16 protein-coding genes and 1 pseudogene are annotated in these 17293 nt (G+C 30.1%); 6 read left to right on the forward strand and 11 right to left on the reverse strand.

All coding sequences use genetic code 11. The annotated features are described in order from the left end of the window. Positions 1-10: 10 nt before the first annotated feature. From AB8B23_RS04420 to AB8B23_RS04455, 8 genes are all read right to left on the reverse strand, one after another. Positions 11-1795: an L-fucose isomerase gene (locus AB8B23_RS04420; protein ID WP_021744212.1), complete on the reverse strand. Its 1785-nt coding sequence runs from the start codon at positions 1793-1795 to the stop codon at positions 11-13. 28 nt (positions 1796-1823) lie between these two features. Beyond that, entirely contained in the window at positions 1824-2810 is a 987-nt protein-coding gene (locus AB8B23_RS04425) for an ABC transporter substrate-binding protein (RefSeq protein ID WP_021744211.1), read from the reverse strand. Positions 2811-2830: 20 nt separating this feature from the next. Next, entirely contained in the window at positions 2831-3760 is a 930-nt protein-coding gene (locus AB8B23_RS04430; RefSeq protein ID WP_021744210.1) for an ABC transporter permease, read from the reverse strand. Continuing rightward, positions 3747-5255, reverse strand: a complete 1509-nt coding sequence (locus AB8B23_RS04435) for a sugar ABC transporter ATP-binding protein (protein ID WP_369713619.1) — start codon at positions 5253-5255, stop codon at positions 3747-3749. Before AB8B23_RS04435 ends, AB8B23_RS04430 begins: the two co-directional genes overlap by 14 nt. Continuing rightward, entirely contained in the window at positions 5256-6713 is a 1458-nt protein-coding gene (locus AB8B23_RS04440; RefSeq protein WP_369713620.1) for a rhamnulokinase, read from the reverse strand. A 9-nt stretch (positions 6714-6722) separates the two neighbouring features. Beyond that, positions 6723-7376: an L-fuculose-phosphate aldolase gene (locus AB8B23_RS04445; protein WP_369713621.1), complete on the reverse strand. Its 654-nt coding sequence runs from the start codon at positions 7374-7376 to the stop codon at positions 6723-6725. Between the two features lie 434 nt (positions 7377-7810). Further along, a complete protein-coding gene (locus AB8B23_RS04450; RefSeq protein WP_369713623.1) occupies positions 7811-8023 on the reverse strand; it encodes a tannase/feruloyl esterase family alpha/beta hydrolase in 213 nt (70 codons plus the stop codon). A gap of 376 nt (positions 8024-8399) precedes the next feature. Then, positions 8400-9095: an alpha/beta hydrolase-fold protein gene (locus tag AB8B23_RS04455; RefSeq protein WP_369713625.1), complete on the reverse strand. Its 696-nt coding sequence runs from the start codon at positions 9093-9095 to the stop codon at positions 8400-8402. 295 nt (positions 9096-9390) lie between these two features. Here AB8B23_RS04455 and AB8B23_RS04460 point away from each other — a divergent pair, with 295 nt between their 5' ends. The 6 genes and pseudogenes from AB8B23_RS04460 (at position 9391) to proC (ending at position 14774) form a co-directional block, all read left to right on the forward strand. After that, positions 9391-10605 (forward strand): M20 metallopeptidase family protein, encoded by a 1215-nt coding sequence (locus AB8B23_RS04460; protein WP_369713626.1) that lies wholly within the window; start codon positions 9391-9393, stop codon positions 10603-10605. Positions 10606-10889: 284 nt separating this feature from the next. After that, positions 10890-11096: pseudogene (locus tag AB8B23_RS04465) on the forward strand (hypothetical protein). Between the two features lie 100 nt (positions 11097-11196). Continuing rightward, complete coding sequence (rlmD, locus tag AB8B23_RS04470) at positions 11197-12606, forward strand: 23S rRNA (uracil(1939)-C(5))-methyltransferase RlmD (protein ID WP_369713627.1); 1410 nt, start codon at positions 11197-11199, stop codon at positions 12604-12606. Between the two features lie 99 nt (positions 12607-12705). Further along, complete coding sequence (locus AB8B23_RS04475; protein WP_369713628.1) at positions 12706-13257, forward strand: CDP-glycerol--glycerophosphate glycerophosphotransferase; 552 nt, start codon at positions 12706-12708, stop codon at positions 13255-13257. Between the two features lie 54 nt (positions 13258-13311). Beyond that, positions 13312-13899: a cob(I)yrinic acid a,c-diamide adenosyltransferase gene (locus AB8B23_RS04480; protein ID WP_369713630.1), complete on the forward strand. Its 588-nt coding sequence runs from the start codon at positions 13312-13314 to the stop codon at positions 13897-13899. A 71-nt stretch (positions 13900-13970) separates the two neighbouring features. Beyond that, positions 13971-14774 carry a pyrroline-5-carboxylate reductase gene (proC, locus tag AB8B23_RS04485; protein WP_369713632.1) on the forward strand — a complete coding sequence of 268 codons (804 nt, stop codon included), beginning with the start codon at positions 13971-13973 and terminating at the stop codon, positions 14772-14774. A gap of 350 nt (positions 14775-15124) precedes the next feature. Here the strand turns inward: proC and AB8B23_RS04490 are convergent, their stop codons facing one another. The 3 genes from AB8B23_RS04490 to AB8B23_RS04500 form a co-directional block, all read right to left on the reverse strand. Then, the gene (locus tag AB8B23_RS04490; RefSeq protein ID WP_369713634.1) at positions 15125-15943 is read right to left on the reverse strand and encodes an oligoendopeptidase; all 819 of its coding nucleotides are present in this window, start codon (positions 15941-15943) and stop codon (positions 15125-15127) included. A gap of 189 nt (positions 15944-16132) precedes the next feature. Further along, positions 16133-16780 (reverse strand): OmpA family protein, encoded by a 648-nt coding sequence (locus AB8B23_RS04495; protein ID WP_369713636.1) that lies wholly within the window; start codon positions 16778-16780, stop codon positions 16133-16135. A gap of 213 nt (positions 16781-16993) precedes the next feature. Beyond that, positions 16994-17284, reverse strand: coding sequence for a hypothetical protein (locus AB8B23_RS04500; protein ID WP_369713638.1), 291 nt, complete (start codon positions 17282-17284; stop codon positions 16994-16996). Positions 17285-17293 lie beyond the last annotated feature (9 nt).

The raw sequence follows: 17293 nt of genomic DNA on the forward strand, positions 1-17293 counted from the left end.
TAGATATTTTCTATTTACCTATTTTTTTATAAATTGGCCCAAAATTTTCACATGCTCTGTAATCAGCACCTTCTTCATTCATATCTCCAAAACTTGCCCAAACTTTAGGACGGAATATTCTGTCAGGATTTACATTATGCATGCATACTGGGATTCTAAGCATAGATGCTAGTGTTATCAGTTCATCACCTATATGTCCATAAGATATTGCTCCATGATTTGCTCCCCAGTTATTCATTACAGAATAAACATCTTTAAATGCTCCTTTACCAGTAAGTATAGGTGCAAACCAAGTTGTTGGCCAAGTTGGATTTGTTCTGCTATCAAGTGATTCATGAATATCTTTGTCTATGTCAATTGCATATCCTTCAGCAATTTGAAGTACAGGCCCTTGCCCTTTAACAAGATTTATTCTGCACATTGTAACAGGCATTTCACCTTTTGTAAGGAAGCAAGAAGAGAATCCTCCACCTCTGAAATAATCATAATCTGCTGCAGGCCAGCTTGTAGATTTTAAGGCATTGTTAACTTCTTCTTCTGTAACTTCCCAGTATGGTTTCATAACTCGTTTACCATCTCTTATTTGATCTCCAGTTGCATCTAACGTAGCTGATCCTGAGTTAATTAAGTGAATTATTCCATTTTCAGCTTTTCCTGTCAATTTTTTACCTGTAACTCTTTCTACAGCTTCTGGACTCCAATAAGTTCTAACATCTGCAAATATTTGCGCAGTTCCAGTTAAAAGGTGTCCAAACAGCATAGATATTCCATTTAAAGCATCATTTTCAGTTGCAACTGTAAAAGCTTGTCTTATTCCATTCCAGTCAAAAGATGAATTTAATATAGCTTCAGAAAAATCACCATTAGGCATAAAATCTGTCCATTGTCTTTGTCCTTGGAAACCTGATACTATTGCATTATTTCCTTCAGATTCTTCAACAAATCCCATTTCAGCCAATTTAGGATTTCCAATCATCATGTCTCTTATTATAAGAGTCATTTTCACAACTGTCTCCCATTCTTTATTTTTAACTTCCTCTGTTCTAGAAACTTTGTTTATATCTAGTCCTTCTTTACAATGTTCTTTGACCCATTTCAAAGCTTTTTCATATTCTTCCTTATCGTAAATCTCATTTTGTATTCTTCTAGTAATTTCACTCATATCTTTGAATTCAGGACGAATTCCCAAATAATCTAGAAGGAATTCGCTATTCACCATAGATCCTGCTATACCCATGGAAACTCCACCTACAGATAAGTAAGATTTGTCCTTCATTGTTGCAACAGCCAATCCAGCTTTTGTGAATTTCAGCAATTTTTCTTTTACATCGTCAGGAATGGAATCATCAGATAAATCCTGTACATCGTGTCCATAAATTCCGAATGCAGGAAATCCTAGTTGTGCATGTCCTGCCAATGCTGCTGCAAGATAAACTGCTCCTGGTCTTTCTGTTCCATTAAATCCCCAAATTGCTTTTGGAATATCAGGTGTCATATCAATTGTTTCACTTCCATAGCACCAACAAGGTGTCACAGTTATTGATAATCCGACATTCTGATCTTTAAATTTCTGATTACATTTTGCTGCTTCAGAAAATCCTCCAATTGTTGTATCAGAAATTACGCATTCTACAGGTTCTCCACTAGGATGTCTTAATGTGGAAGAAATTAGCTCTGCAAGTTTTTTTGCCATCCCCATTGTTTTTTCTTCTAAAGATTCTCTAACCCCATTTCTTCTTCCATCAATAACAGGTCGAATTCCTACTTTAGGAAGTTCTCCTCTTAATCTGTTCATTAGTCTCACTCCTTAAATTTTTGTTTATTTATTTTCTTCCAAAAGGAAACATCTTTTTAGTAATATCTGGATTGTTTATGTTTTCTTTAGTTACAAGAATTGCTCCTGTGTCTATTCTTTTTTCAACTTTTTCACCTTTTGAAAGTTTATACAATTGTTGTACTGTTTGATATCCCATATTGTAAGGATCTTGTATAACTAGTCCTGAGATAACTCCTTTTTCAAGGAATTTAGCTAAATCTTCAGATGAGTCTATTCCTACTAGAGCTACTTTACCAGTTAACCCTTTTTCTTCTACTCCTTTAGCAACACCAAAAATAGAAGGTTCGTTTGTTCCATAAATTCCTGCAATATCTGGATTTGCATTGATAATATCAAGAGTTATTGCCAATGCTTTTGATTTATCTCCATCACTAAATTGTGTATTTAATATTTTAATATCTGGATATTTTGCCAATGCTTCCCTAAATCCAGCTTCTCTTTCTATAGCTGTTGTTGTTCCAGGATTATGAGATACTACTGCTACTTTACCTTTTCCATTTATAAGTTTTGCTAGTTGTTCTCCAGCCATTGCTCCTGCAACTTTATTATCTGTCGCAATAAAACTTGATGTAATATCACCTTTTACATTTGAATCAAATGTTACAACTGGTATTTTTGCATCCATAGCTTTTTTTGCTACTACTGCCAATGCATCTGGGTCAAGAGCTGCGATTCCTAACGCAGATACTTTTTTGTTAATTGCGTTTTCAACCATACCTACTTGTTTACCAATTTCAGTTTCTTTTTCAGGTCCAATAAAGTTTACTTCTACTCCTAATTCTTCTCCAGCTTTTTTAGCTCCTGCTTCTACTGATCTCCAAAACTCATGCTGATAACCTTTACTTACCAATTCAATTTTAATTTTGCCTCCAGAATTTGCTGCTTGTCCTGCTCCAGCATCTTTTTTGTCTTCACTTTTTCCACAGCTAAGAATCGCTGCAAATACTACTAAAAATAATAATAACCTTTTCATAAGAAATCTCTCCTTTAAATTTATTTTTTATTTTTTAAACTATCTATATATACTGCCACAAGTACTACTACTCCTATGGCAAATTGTTGCCAGAATCCTGATACATTAAGCATATTAAGCCCATTTTTCAATGTACTCATTATAAAGGCTCCTAGTATTGTTCCTAAAATTGATCCTGAACCTCCCATAAGACTCGCACCACCGATTACTACTGCGGCAACGGCATCCATTTCGTATCCTGTTCCTTCAGTAGGTTGTGCTGAAATCAATCTTGATGCAAGAAGAATTCCTGAAATAGCACATAGAAAACCACTTAATCCATATACAAATAATTTTATTTTATCTACATTTACTCCTGAAAGTTTTGAAGCAGCTTCGTTACTTCCAACTGCATAAGTATATTTTCCAATGACTGTTTTTTTCAGTACAAATGAGAATACTGCTGTTATTATAATTAGATAAATTACTGGATTTGGAATACCTAATACTGTTCCACCTGATAATTTATCAAAACCATCGTTTAATCCTGAAACTGGGATTCCGTTTGTTATTGCTAAGACAAGTCCTCTAGTAATCATCATTAAACCTAAAGTAGTTATAAATGGAGGCAGATTAGCTTTAGATACTAATAGTCCATTTATTATTCCACATGCTATACCACTTACTAGTCCTAAAATTATTGCTAGAATTGTAGGAATTCCAGCTTTCATTGCCATTCCCATTATAACTCCTGAAAAAGCTACAATGGAACCTACTGATAAATCAATACCTCCTGTTATTATTACAAATGTCATTCCTATAGCTATAATTCCAATGATAGCAGTCTGTAAAGCGATTGTCATGAAATTTGTTATTGAAAAAAACTGACTGGATGTTATTGAGAAAAATATTATCATTATTATTAAACTGGCAAATGTAACCAATTGTTGCATTATTTTATTCTTTTTCATATTTATTTATTCCTCCTGTCGCAAAATATAGTATTCTTTCTTCTGTTGCATCTTTTATATCTATTATATTACCTATTTTCCCTTCATGCATAATCATTACTCTATCACTCATTCCAAGTATTTCAGGTAATTCAGATGAAATCATTATAATCCCTGCTCCTGTTTCGACCAGTTCATTCATAAGATTGTAAACTTCTCTTTTTGCTCCTACATCTATTCCTCTAGTAGGCTCATCAAATATTACTATTTTCTTATTTTGACAAAGCCATCTTGCCAATATAACCTTTTGCTGATTTCCTCCACTCAGATTTTTTGTGAATTGTTCTTTTGATGGAGTTTTTATTTTCATTTTTTCTATGTATTTCTTTGTTATATTTTCAGATTTAACTTTGTTTAAGACTGATTTATCTGATACTAAATTTAAATTTGCAATCATAATATTGTCTTCTATTGATAAATTAAGAAAAAGTCCATCTTTTTTTCTATCCTCTGTCAGATATGCGATACCTAACTTTATTGCTTCCTTAGGATTTTTTATATGAACCTCTTTCCCCTCCATGAAGACTTTTCCACCTGATTTTTCATAGGCTCCAAAAATAACTTTTGCCATTTCTGTTCTTCCAGATCCCATTAATCCTGCAACACCTAAAATTTCTCCTTTTTTAACTGAGAAATTTATTGCCTTTACATGTTTTTTATATGACAAATTTTCAACTTCTAGCAAAGCTTCACCAATTTTAACATTTCTTGCGGGATATTGTTCAGTTATATCTCTACCTACCATCAGTTTTATTAAATCATCATTCGTTGTATCTTTATAATTTACAGTGTCTATATATTTACCATCTCTCATTACTGTTGCTCTATCTGCAATTATTTTAAGTTCTTCCATCCTATGTGAAATATAAATTATACCTACACCATCCTTTTTAAGATTTTCAATGACTTCAAAAAGCTTTTCAATTTCCCTGTCTGTAAGAGCTGCAGTTGGTTCATCCATAATCAATATTTTTGCATGTGTTGAAAGTGCTTTTGCTATTTCCACCATTTGCTGTTCTGCTACACTTAAATTCATTACCTTTTCCTCAGGTGATATTTTTAATCCTAGCTGATTCAGAATTTTTTGAGCTTCTTCGTTTTGTTTAGTCTCATTTACAATCCCTTTCATTCCTTGGAATTCTCTTGTAATAAATATATTGTCTGCAACTGAAAGATGAGGAAGCAGGTTAAATTCCTGATAAATTATACTTATTCCATTTTCCTGTGCTTCCTTAGGATTTTTAAAATTTACACTTTTTCCATTGTAAATTATCTCACCTTCATCCTTTTGATATACTCCAGTAAGAACCTTCATTAATGTTGACTTCCCAGCACCGTTTTCTCCTAGAAAAGCATTTACTTCTCCAGCGTACAAATCAATGTAAGCATGATCCAGAGCTTTTACTCCTGGAAAAGTTTTTACTATATTTTTCATTTCCAGTATTTTTTCAGCCATTTATTTTTCCTCCTTTCTTTTAGATTTATATTCTATTATTTCTACAGAATTTTTTACAATTTCTCTTCCTTCTTCTAAATTTTTAACAAGTCCAAGAGCGATAAACTGTGTTATTATATTTCCAAATGCTGATGCTTCTATCGGTCCTGCCTTAATTACTCTATCTGTTTCATCTGAAATTTCCTGACATAGGAATTTATCCTGTATTCCTCCTCCAATTGCTATAATTGAAGTAAATTCATTTCCAACCAGTTTTTCTAGTTCCTTTATACTCTTATTGTACTGTTTCTTTAAGCTGTTATATGCTACTCTTAGTAAATCTTCATCTGTCTCTGGAACTTCTTGCCCAGTTTCCCTGCAATATTCTTTTATTTCAATGTCCATCTTTTCAGCGTGTAAAAATCTTTCATTTTCTAAATCAACAAATGAAATCAAGTTTGATTTCTTAGCCATATTTCCAAAATCTGAATAATCTATATCAAGATTTTTTTCATTAAATATTTTTTTCAGCTGCTGCAGTATCCACAAACCTGGTATCATTTTGAGCACTCTTGCTTTTTTTTCTATTCCGCCTTCATTTACAATATTATTTTTAAAAGCTTTTTCATTTACAACGGGAACATCTGATTCAAAGCCAATTATTGACCATGTTCCGTTTATTACATATAAAGAATTTTCTACTAACGGTGCTCCTGCTATTGCTGCTGCTGAATCATGAGATGCAGTCAAGATTACATTCAAAGGTTTTATTCCTAGTTCCTTCTGAATAGTTTCCTTCAATGGTGCAAGAACTTGACCTCCATGTTCTATATCTCCAACAATGCTTTCAGGAATATCCAACTTTTCAAATATTTTTTTGCTCCATTTCTTATTATCAATATTTATCATTCCGCTAGTGGAACTGATTGTATATTCCCACGATTTTTTTCCTGTAAGAAAATATGCAAATAAATTTGGCATAAATTGAAGCTGTTTTGCTCCTTTTTCAAGAACTTTTCTTTTATGTATATCATAAAATATTTGATAAATTGAATTAAAAGAATAAAACTGCACTCCTGTTTCATTAAATATTTCTTCAAGAGAAACTTTACTGTGAACTTCTTCAAAAACTTCTTCCGTTCTTGTGTCTCTATAGCATATAGGAAGTGATAGTAGTTCTCCTTTTTCATCAATCCATCCGTAATCTACTCCCCAAGTATCTACACCTAATCCTAGAACCTCTATATTTTCGTTATTAACAATACTTTCTTTTGCAAATACTTTTTTTAAACCTTCTTTTAATTCATTATACAAATAAGGAAAATCCCAATATTCATATTGATTTAGTTTAACAGAGCAATTTTTAAATCTGTGCATTTCCTTCAATTCTATTTTCTTAGTATCCTCATTTAAGATACCCAAAACTAATCTACCTGACGAAGCTCCGTAATCAAATGCCAGAACTGCTTTTTTTCCCAATGCAATCACCTACTTTATAGATTTTATTTGTCCGTATGTTTTAAATCTCTCAAGCATGCTGTTCATTTCATTGTCAGGTAATATAATAGGTTCTCCTATATTTCTCGCCTTTATATACAAATTAGAGATATACTCTACCTGAACTGTTATATTGAAAGCATTTGCTATATCCTTTCCAGCTGTTGTCAATCCATGGTTTGCAAGTATTACTGCAAGACTACTTCCCATTGCCTTATATGCATTTTCAGCAAGTTCCTTTGTACCATATGAAGCATATTCAGCACATCTTACTTTCGTTGCTCCTGTAACAGCAATCATATAATCAATTGCCGGCAAATCTTGTCTCAAGCATGCTAATACTGTAGTGTACACTGGGTGGGTATGTATAACAGCATTTACATCTTCACGATTTCTGTATAAAATCATGTGCATTTCTAATTCACTTGAGGGTTTTAATCCTTCAATAAGTTTTTTGTCCAAATCAACTATTGAAATCATTTCTGGAGTTAATTCTGAGTAGTTTACTCCAGTTGGGCTTATTGCAACCAACCCTTTCTCTCTGTTAAAAATACTTACATTACCAGCTGTCCCGTTTGTAAGTCCTTCTGACAATAATTTAAGAGAATATTCAATTACTTGTTTTCTTTCTTTTTCAAGAATCATAATTTCCTCCTTTTATTTGTGGAATCGCTCCCAGTTTAATTTTTTGATTTTTTCCACAAATTACAATTTCTCCTTTTATTCATAGGAGCGTTCTTAGTTACCTATTTTACTTCTTTTTCAAGAATCAAAATTTTGTCATCTATTTATAGAAGCGCTCCTGATTAGCTGTTATCTTTCTTTTTTAAAATCATAATTTCCTCCTTCTGTTTATGAGAGCGTTCTCATTAAATAGTGTCCTTCGCAGCTTATTATCAATATAATCTAATTAATTTAATTATATGAGAACGTTCCTATATATATCTTACTACTAATATAACCTATTTTTTAAAAAAGTCAATACCCTTTCTTAATTTTTTTTAATAAAAAATGATGTTTTGATTTAATTTTTTCAACATCATTTTTATATCTATTATTTATACTTGAAATTTTCTGCTTTATTCTTGTTCTCCACCAATATAAGTTGCTACCTTCAGATATGGACAAAATGGCTGTTCCTTATTTTGATCTAGATATTTTTTTCCAGCTTTTTCAACTAGGCAATCTGGCGCCATATTTTCTTCAGTCCATTTTTCAAGAGCTGTTAAAGCATCAAAATTTTTCATTGCAGGAACTATGAATAAATGTGTTAAACTATCTACATTTAACATATTTTTGATGAATTTACTATTACTAATACAACAAAAAATATATATTTTGAAGTTTTAAATTTTTTAAGAAAATATTTTTTTGACTAATTGACTTTTTTTTAAAATATGATATAATTAAATTGTTAAAAACCCTAAGGGGAACTTATAATAGAATAAAATTACTGACAAATTAAGCTAGAATTTTCTAGCTTTTTTTGTTATAATAACAAAGAGTTCAGTAAACTCATATTCTATTATAAGGAGGTTTAGAGCAGTGAATAGCGATGAACTTATTAGACTTCTAGTTATTATGTATATTGTTTACAGATTAACTAGATATTCGAAAAATCTCGAATTTCACCTCTATCTCTACCCTTAGGGATTTCGATTAATAAATTTAACAATTTTCTAAAATCCAAACAAATCCTTTTCCAGTTCGTATATCTGAATTGTTAAAATGATTTCCCTCATTCCATTCCAAAATACTTTTTTCAATTCCAGAATTTTTTAATATTTCAGAATATTCCCTTATATTATCACCAATTTTAGCTAATATTTTATGTTTAGAAGTTTCTTCCAGTTTTCCAAGGCTTAGATATACATTATTTGCCTTTAGTTCAGCATTTCTTACAAAATCTATCCAGCCCTCATACCATACAGAAGGAGAAACGCCTGCTACTCCATAAAAAGTATTAGTTTTATAACCAGACCACAGCGAAAATAACCCAGCAAGAGAATATCCACCTAAAATATATTTCACATTCTTATCTTGAATATTCATAAATTCTTCCAAATTTGGAATCAATTTTTCCTTTATAAAATTCAACGTTTTATCAGCTCTATTTCCAAAGTTACCTTTCCCACGAAGAAGTGGCATTTCCCACGGAGTCAGTTCGCTGTTCCAGTCGTTTATTTTAAATGCAATAAGACTAAAATTTTTATTTGTATTTTCAGAAATATATTTCACTTCATTATCTAGAACTTTGATATCATTTTCGTCTACAGGCTGTATCAAAACGTAGTCTGGATTTTTATTTTTTTTTATATACAAAATGCACTCTTTTTCTTTAATTATTGTTTCTATTTTTTTCATATTTTTATTCCTTTCACAAATATAATTAATCTCTTCAAATTCATGCTAATAAACTACTAACATAATAGAATGATTAAAATTTTTGATTTTAATTTTATTATATAATTATTGTATCATAAAAATTTTATTGCTCCAAATAAAAAAAGATAATAATGTTTTTGGCATTACTTTTCAAAATTATTGATTCTTCTATTTTTATAGTAAATCTAAAATTTTTTAGAAATTTACAAAGGCAATATTTTTTGATATAATAAAATCATAAAAAAACAGAGATTTAGAAAGGGATGAGGGAAAAATGGAATTGCTTAAAATTAACGAGTTTATAAAAGAAAATGTGGATAAAATTTATGACGAAATGGTAAAGATTAGACGAACTATTCACGAAAATCCTGAACTTGGGGATGAAGAAATTGAAACGAGTAAATTAATAAAGAAATTTTTAGCAGAAAATGGAATTGAATTTTCTGAGATTATAAATACAGGAGTTGTTGCGACAATTTATAATGATAAGGAAAATATGAAAAATAAGACAGTTGCGACTCGTGCAGATATTGATGCATTGCCAATTTTCGAAGAAAATGAAGTTGAATACAAGTCAAAAAATATTGGGAAAATGCATGCTTGCGGACATGATGCACATACAACTATTCAACTTGGAGTAGCAAAAATTTTGGCAGATAACAAGGATAAATGGCACGGAACTGTGAGATTTTTCTTTCAGCCTGCGGAAGAAACAACTGGCGGTGCTGACAGAATGATAAAAAATGGAGGATTAAAATTTGAAAATGATGAAAATCGAAAAATAGATGCCTTTTTTGCATTACACATGGCTCCAGAAATAAAACTTGGGAAAATTGGGATAAAATATGGAAAAGCACATGCTTCATCAGCAAGAATACACCTTACGATAAATGGTACTTCTGCCCACGCCGCATTGCCTCACAAAGGAGTTGATGCAATCTTAATCGGAGCAAAAGTTATGGAATACTTACAATCAATAGTGAGCAGAAGAATTGATCCAAGAGAAGAAGCCGTAATTACAATAGGAACATTTAACGGAGGCTTTGCTGATAATGTAGTGTGTGATAAAGTGGAAATGAGAGGAACTGCAAGAACAATGTCCGAAGAAACAAGAACATTTATAATTGAAACAATTGAAAAAGACCTGCCTAAATTTGTAGAATCACTAGGCGGAACAGTAAACGTGGATATTAAGCGTGGCTATGCTCCTGTAATTAACAACGAAGAAATAACAAAAAAAGTAGAAAATAATATTATTGACTTATACGGTAAAAATGCTCTGGAATTAATAAAGCAGCCTAGAATGGATGTTGAAGATGTTAGTTATTTCCTAAATGAAATACCTGGGTGTTTTTTCAGACTGGGAACAAGAGTCGAAGAAAAAGGCTTAATCTATGATTTGCACCATCCAAAATTTAATATTGATGAGGAAAGCTTGAAAATCGGAATGGGATTACAATTGAAAAATATTTTAGAATATTTGAAATAAAAAGTTTTTATTAAAGATTTACTTATTAATGTTTATTTTCCCTATTTATATTTTATATTTTTAAACTTTTTAACGTAAGGGTATCAAACGTCATGCTCTTTTTCGCAATAATAGTTATTTTAATTTCTTCAAATTATAATTTTAGATATTGGCGAAAGTGCTATGCACTAATCCCCATTTAAATAACGAATTTATTACAAACTTTTCTAATAAATTATATAAACCTGATGTTTTCAAGTAATTTAAAATATAATTCTTATTTTTTTAAATAGCGTTTATTATAAATTAATCCGTCGGAGCATTTTTCTGTACTGGCAAAACTGTTTGAGCATAGCGAGTTTTTTGTCAGTGCAGAAAAATGTCGTAGACTAGCCATAGGTTATTGCGTAGCAATCTTGCCACAATTTTAATTATTAGGACAAACCTTTACTGCAAGATAAGGATTTGCGGCAATGAGCAATCCTACGAAAATAAATAAAGAAAAAACATAGTAATATGAAAAAATATTTATTAATCAAAATATATAAAAATTAATAAAAAATAATTTATTTGGATATTTGAAAAGAATATTTGAAATAAAAAAGGAATGAGATGGATAAAATAAAAAATAATTATGAAATTGGGCAAAAACTGGAAATTCAAATAGAAAAAATAGTATTTGGTGGGGAAGGACTCGGAAGAGTTGATGGATTTACAGTATTTGTACCGATGAGTGTGCCAGGAGATAAATTGGAAGTGGAGATTATCTCGGTAAAAAAGTCGTATGCAAGAGGGCTTATAACTAGGATAATTGAACCATCAAAGGACAGGATTGAGGATTTGTCCAAAATTAGTTTTGAGGATTTTGATGGCTGTGATTTTGGAATGCTTAAATATGAGAAACAGCTTGAATATAAGGATAAAATGCTTGAAGAAGTGTTGACAAAGATTGCTGAAATTGATTTGAAAAAGGTAAAAATTAGCAAAATTATTGGAAGTGATAAAAAAATTAATTATAGAAACAAGACGGCTGAGCCATTTTTCAAAAAGAATGGAATTATTCAGACAGGATTTTATTCAAGAAAGTCCCACAATGTATTTTCAGCTAAAGAAAGTCTTCTGAAGTCAGAAATTGCTAAAATAATTATTGATAAATTTTTGCAGAAAGTAAATAGTTTTGCAGGCACAAAAAAGGAATTTAAAGTTTTTAATGAAGTAAATAATACTGGATTTTTGAAGCAGATAATGGTTAGAAATAATGAAAAAGATGAAGTTATGATAGTTGTTGTCGTGAATAAAAATTCGCAGTATAATCAACTTTCAAAAGTTCTGGAAGAAATGTATGATGAAAATGACTGCATAAAATCAATCTATATTTCTGTAAAAACTGAGCAGAATAATGTAATTTTAGGTAAAAATGTTCATTTATTTGGAAGTCAGTATTTGGAAGAGGAAATGGAAGGATTAAAATTCAAGATTTATCCAAATTCATTTTTCCAAATTAATAAAAAACAGGCACTAAAACTTTACGATGTTGCAATAAAATTTTTGAATGAAGAAAATAAAAATATTGATAAAATCTACGAAAAAACAGTAATTGACGCATTTTCAGGGACTGGAACAATTGCGATGATGCTTTCAAAAAATATAAAGAAGGTTATTGGAATTGAAAGTGTAGAAAGTTCAACACTTGCCGCAAAACTGACTTCTTATGAAAACTCCATTCAAAATGTAGAATTTGTAAATGGAAAAGTTGAGAAAGAACTCCCAAAAATTTTGAAGAGAGAAGATGTCGGAGCAATAGTTTTTGACCCGCCAAGACGAGGAATCGAAGAGTCAGCATTAAAGAGTGTTGTAAAGAACAAAATTGAAAAAATTGTCTATATTTCCTGCAATCCTGCCACTTTTGCACGAGATGTGAAGATTTTAGCTGAAAATGGGTATGTATTAACGAAAGTTACTCCTGTGGATATGTTCCCGCAAACTGGGCATATTGAGGTAGTGGGATTATTGGAGAAATAAGGAAAAGTAAATATTGGTCTAATATTTTATAGAAAAAGCGTGGAAATTGTTAGCAAATAAAATAAAAAAAATAATAATAAATAGGAGAAAATATAAGAAATGATGAAGTATTTTGAACTGGATAAAAGAAAAAATTTTGATGAAAGAAAATATTTATCAACAGAATTACTTGATAAATTAGGGTTAAATAAATACAGAAAATTGATAGAAGAAAATGATGCTATTTATTGTTCTGGAAAATATGGTTATAAATTAAAAAATGAAACTTATGAAAAAATTAAAGAAATTTTATGTGAAATGTATAAAGATGCTTACGATTTGGAAGATGAAGAAGAAAAAGAAATGTTTAATGAACAAATAGAATCCTTTTTTTGTGATAAAAAATTATTAAGTGTATGGCAATTATTCTTTGAAGATAGAGTTTTAGAGGCATGTGTGAAAAATTGGAAACACTCTCCTCATATTGGATTAGATAACGAGGAAAAATTAAGAGATGATTTGATTCCGCTTGATTTAATTGAAAATAAAGAAGATGAAATTTTTCTTTTACACAAAGTGAATGGAGGAATTTATTTTTATTACGCATTTACATTCGTTATAAAAATAGCGGATAATTTTGATGAATTTATAGATAATTTATATGAAATTTAAAAATTAAAAGATTATTGGAAAATAATAAAAATATATTAAAGGAAGTTGATATTTATGAAAATATACACAAAATATGGTGATGAAGGTTTTACAAGACTTTATGGTGGACAAAGAGTCAGCAAGACTCATGTTAGAGTAGAAGCATATGGAACAATGGATGAAGTTTGTTCATTACTTGGAGTAATTATTGCTGAAATTCGTGAAGATGAAAAGCTGAATGATATACTTGGAAAGATACGTGAAGAATGTGAAAATATACAGCAGCAGCTTTTTGACTGTGGAAGTGACCTTGCGACTCCTGATGGATTGCGAGAGTACAAGCAAACAATTGATGATGTGAAATGGCTTGAGGAAAGAATGGATGAATATATTCCACAATTGCCTAAATTAGAATGTTTTGTAATTCCTGGAGGAAGCAGAATGTCAAGCATGTTTCATCTTATGAGGACAAGCACTCGTAGCTTGGAACGAAAAATGATTGCTGTAATTGAAGCAAATGAAGGAATAAATAAAGTTGGACTTCAATATATCAATAGACTTTCTGACTATTTCTTTGTAGCAGCATGCCTTACAAATCTAAAATTAGGAAATAACGAAACTATCTATAAAAGAAGTGCAAAAATTTTTAGAAATAACAAATAGTGTGTATTTAAATTAAAATTTTAAAATTTCTAGAATAATTTTTTTAATATCAGAATAAGGAGCAAAATCAAATGAAATTAGGAATTATTGGAGCAGGAAATATGGGAAGCTCTATATTGAAAGGCGTTACATCTTCAAACTTTCTTGAAAATAAAAATATAACTATTTTTGATTTAAACAAGGAAAAAATTCAAGAATTATCAAAAGAGTACGGTGTAAAAAAAGCAGAAAATGAAAACGAACTTGCAAAAGAAAGCGATATTCTCATCCTTTCTGTAAAACCAAATATTATTCCAAAAGTACTGGATAAAATAAAAGATGACTTGTCAGAAAAAACTATTGTTTTATCAATTGCTGCTGGAATTAGCATTGGTTTTATTGAAAATATTATTGGAACTGACAAAAAAGTTATTAGAACTATGCCAAACACACCTGCTCAAGTGATGGAAGGAATGACGGCAGTTTCTTTTAATCATAACATTCAGGAAAATGAAAAAAGTATGATTTTTAAATTGTTGAATAGTTTTGGAAAAAGTATTGAAATTGAGGAAAAACTTATGCATGTATATACAGGAATTAGTGGCTCTTTACCAGCGTATGTTTACGTATTTATGGAGGCTCTTGCGGATGGCGGGGTACTGGAAGGAATGCCAAGGGACAAAGCTTATGAAATTATTGCCCAAACGGTGTTAGGTTCAGCCAAAATGATGCTTGAAACAAAAAAACATCCAGGAATTTTGAAAGATGAGGTAACTTCTCCAGGAGGAACTACAATTGCCGCCTTGAAAGTACTGGAAGATGGTAAATTTAGAGGAACTGTAATGGAAGCCGTTAAGTCTTGTACGGAAAAGTCTAAAGAAATGGCAGGGGAGTAAAATCCCCTTTTTTATTATATTTATAAATATTTTAACACTAAACCCTATTTAAATAATGAATTTATTACAAACTTTTCCAATAAAAGATAAAAACCTAATATTTAAAAATAAGTAAAATATAATTTTTTTCTGTTAATAAACCGACAGAGATTCTCAGTATAAACCTTTACTGCAAGATAAGGATTTACGGCAATGATCAATCCTGCGAAAATAAAGAAAAAACATAATAAAAATAGTAAAAACTTATATTAAACAGAATAATCCAATGCTAAATCACATTAGAAAATAGTATACAATTCAAAATTTATTAAACATTTGCTATTTAGATGAAAAATAGTATAAATTTTCTTTTATATAATCTGATATTTTTCCACATATTTTAATTTATGATTTATCCAATATTCCAACTGATTTTCAGACTGATTTACACGAAATTCAAGATTATATTTCGCCATATCCACAAATAGAGAGTTATCCTTTTGATAAATAGTTAAATAATGTTTTCCTTTTTTATCCACAGCCATTACTTTTCCATTCTCAACTGAAAATGTATATTGAATACTGTTATAATCACGATTTGGACTCCACACCAAATTTTTATCGCCTGTCATTTTTATATAAAATGCTGAATTTGTAGGAATAAATGCCAAGTTTAACCAATTTAGCCCTTTACTGTCAATTCCTCCAGAAATTCCCTTGTTCCCATAAGCAGTTATTTTATATTCTCCTATTCCTACATTTTTTACTCCTGCAAATACCATTCCTAGCGACTTTAGTTCAGCTTTCTCAAAATCTACATTGTCTTTGTAGTTTAGAAAAAAATCATTTGACGAATATTTTATAATTTTAGATTGATCCGTTATTTTTCCTTTTTTATTTACCTTTATAATTTTAAAATCTTTTTTCAACGTATCAGATAAAAATTCATAAACATTAACTGCAGCATATCGTGAAGGCATAAAAGCCAGATAATTTCCCACATTTAGCTGAACAGGATATTTATCCCCATTTCCTGATATTATTCTGTAGCTTATGTAATCGGGATTATTTGACATTCTAAATGAAAATTTTTCAAAATTGTTAAAATTTTCTTTATTTCCCGCATTTAATGTGAAACTTAGTAAAATACCGATTAACAGCATAAATTTTAATAATATATTTTTTTTCATAAAAATCTCCTAAATTTATAGTAATTTTAGTTTAAAACGAGAGTAAAAAGTTAGGTTCATCTATAGCCGGTTATTTCTTTTTATATATTTTTTTCAATCTCAAAAAGATTACCTATCATTTTAAAACTTCGTAAAAAAAGGAGTTAATTCAAAATTTAATTTGAAAAAACCCCTAAAAATTTTTAAAGATTATTGTTGATTCGCGATTATAGTAATTTCTACTCTTCTATTTTGAGCTCTTCCAGCTTCTGTTGAATTACTTGCAATTGGCTGTTTGCTTCCATAACCACGTGAAGTTATTCTTGAGCTTGAAATACCTTGTGACTCAAGGTAAGATTCTACTGAATTTGCACGATTTACAGAAAGCGGATTGTTAATTGCATCATTTCCTGTTGTGTCTGTATGTCCTGAAACTACAATTGTTGAGTCAGGGTAAGTTTTTAATACAGTTGCTACTGAATCTAGTGTATTTCTAAATTGTGGCTTAATTACGTAGCTATTTAAATCAAAAGTAATATTTTCAGGTGCTGTCAATTTGATTTCACCTTCTCCAGTTCTTTTTACATCCACTCCTGTTCCTTTTAATTTATTTCTTAATTCTTTTTCCTGTCTGTCAAATATATTTCCAATAGCTGCTCCAACTGCAGCTCCTCCAGCTGTACCAATTAATGTACCTTTTGTATCTTTTCCAATAACTTGTCCGATTACAGCTCCAGCAGCCGCTCCAATTCCTGCACCGATTCCAGTTTTACTAACTTTTCTCGTTCCATCAGTAGCAGTTGTACAAGAAACTACTGTTAATAATGATAACAGAATAATTGCTAATACTTTTTTCATATTGACTCCTCCTTAATAAGAAAATATTTATTTTCAATGATATTGTACTCTATTATTCTATTATTTAAGTTTATTTTCACTTTGAAAATATTTTATCTTGAGGAATTAAATGCTTTCGTGAAAAAATCGATAAATTTAAAAATAAAAAAATCTATAAAATGAAGTTCAATAAACCTCTATTTAAATAAAACTAACAAAATTATCGAAATAAAACTAATCATAATAGTAGCCATCATCATATTCATCACTATTATCATCATAATTGTTTTCATAGTCATCATTGTCGTAATAATCTTCATCAGAACCATCATATTCGTCATCATCTTCATAATAATCATTATAAGAATCATCAATATAATTTTGTGTGTAGTCTTCGTTTTCAGAATAACTTTGAAAAGAATCTTTTACTCCATTTATGATTTTATCTCTATATTTTGTCCAACCAGCAATTGAGTTTGTCGAAATTAAAGTTAATATTCCTAATATTAAAATTTTGTTTTTCATTATTCATTA

The organism is Leptotrichia sp. HSP-342 (genome assembly GCF_041199995.1).
GTDB classification, from domain to species: Bacteria; Fusobacteriota; Fusobacteriia; order Fusobacteriales; family Leptotrichiaceae; genus Leptotrichia; species Leptotrichia mesophila.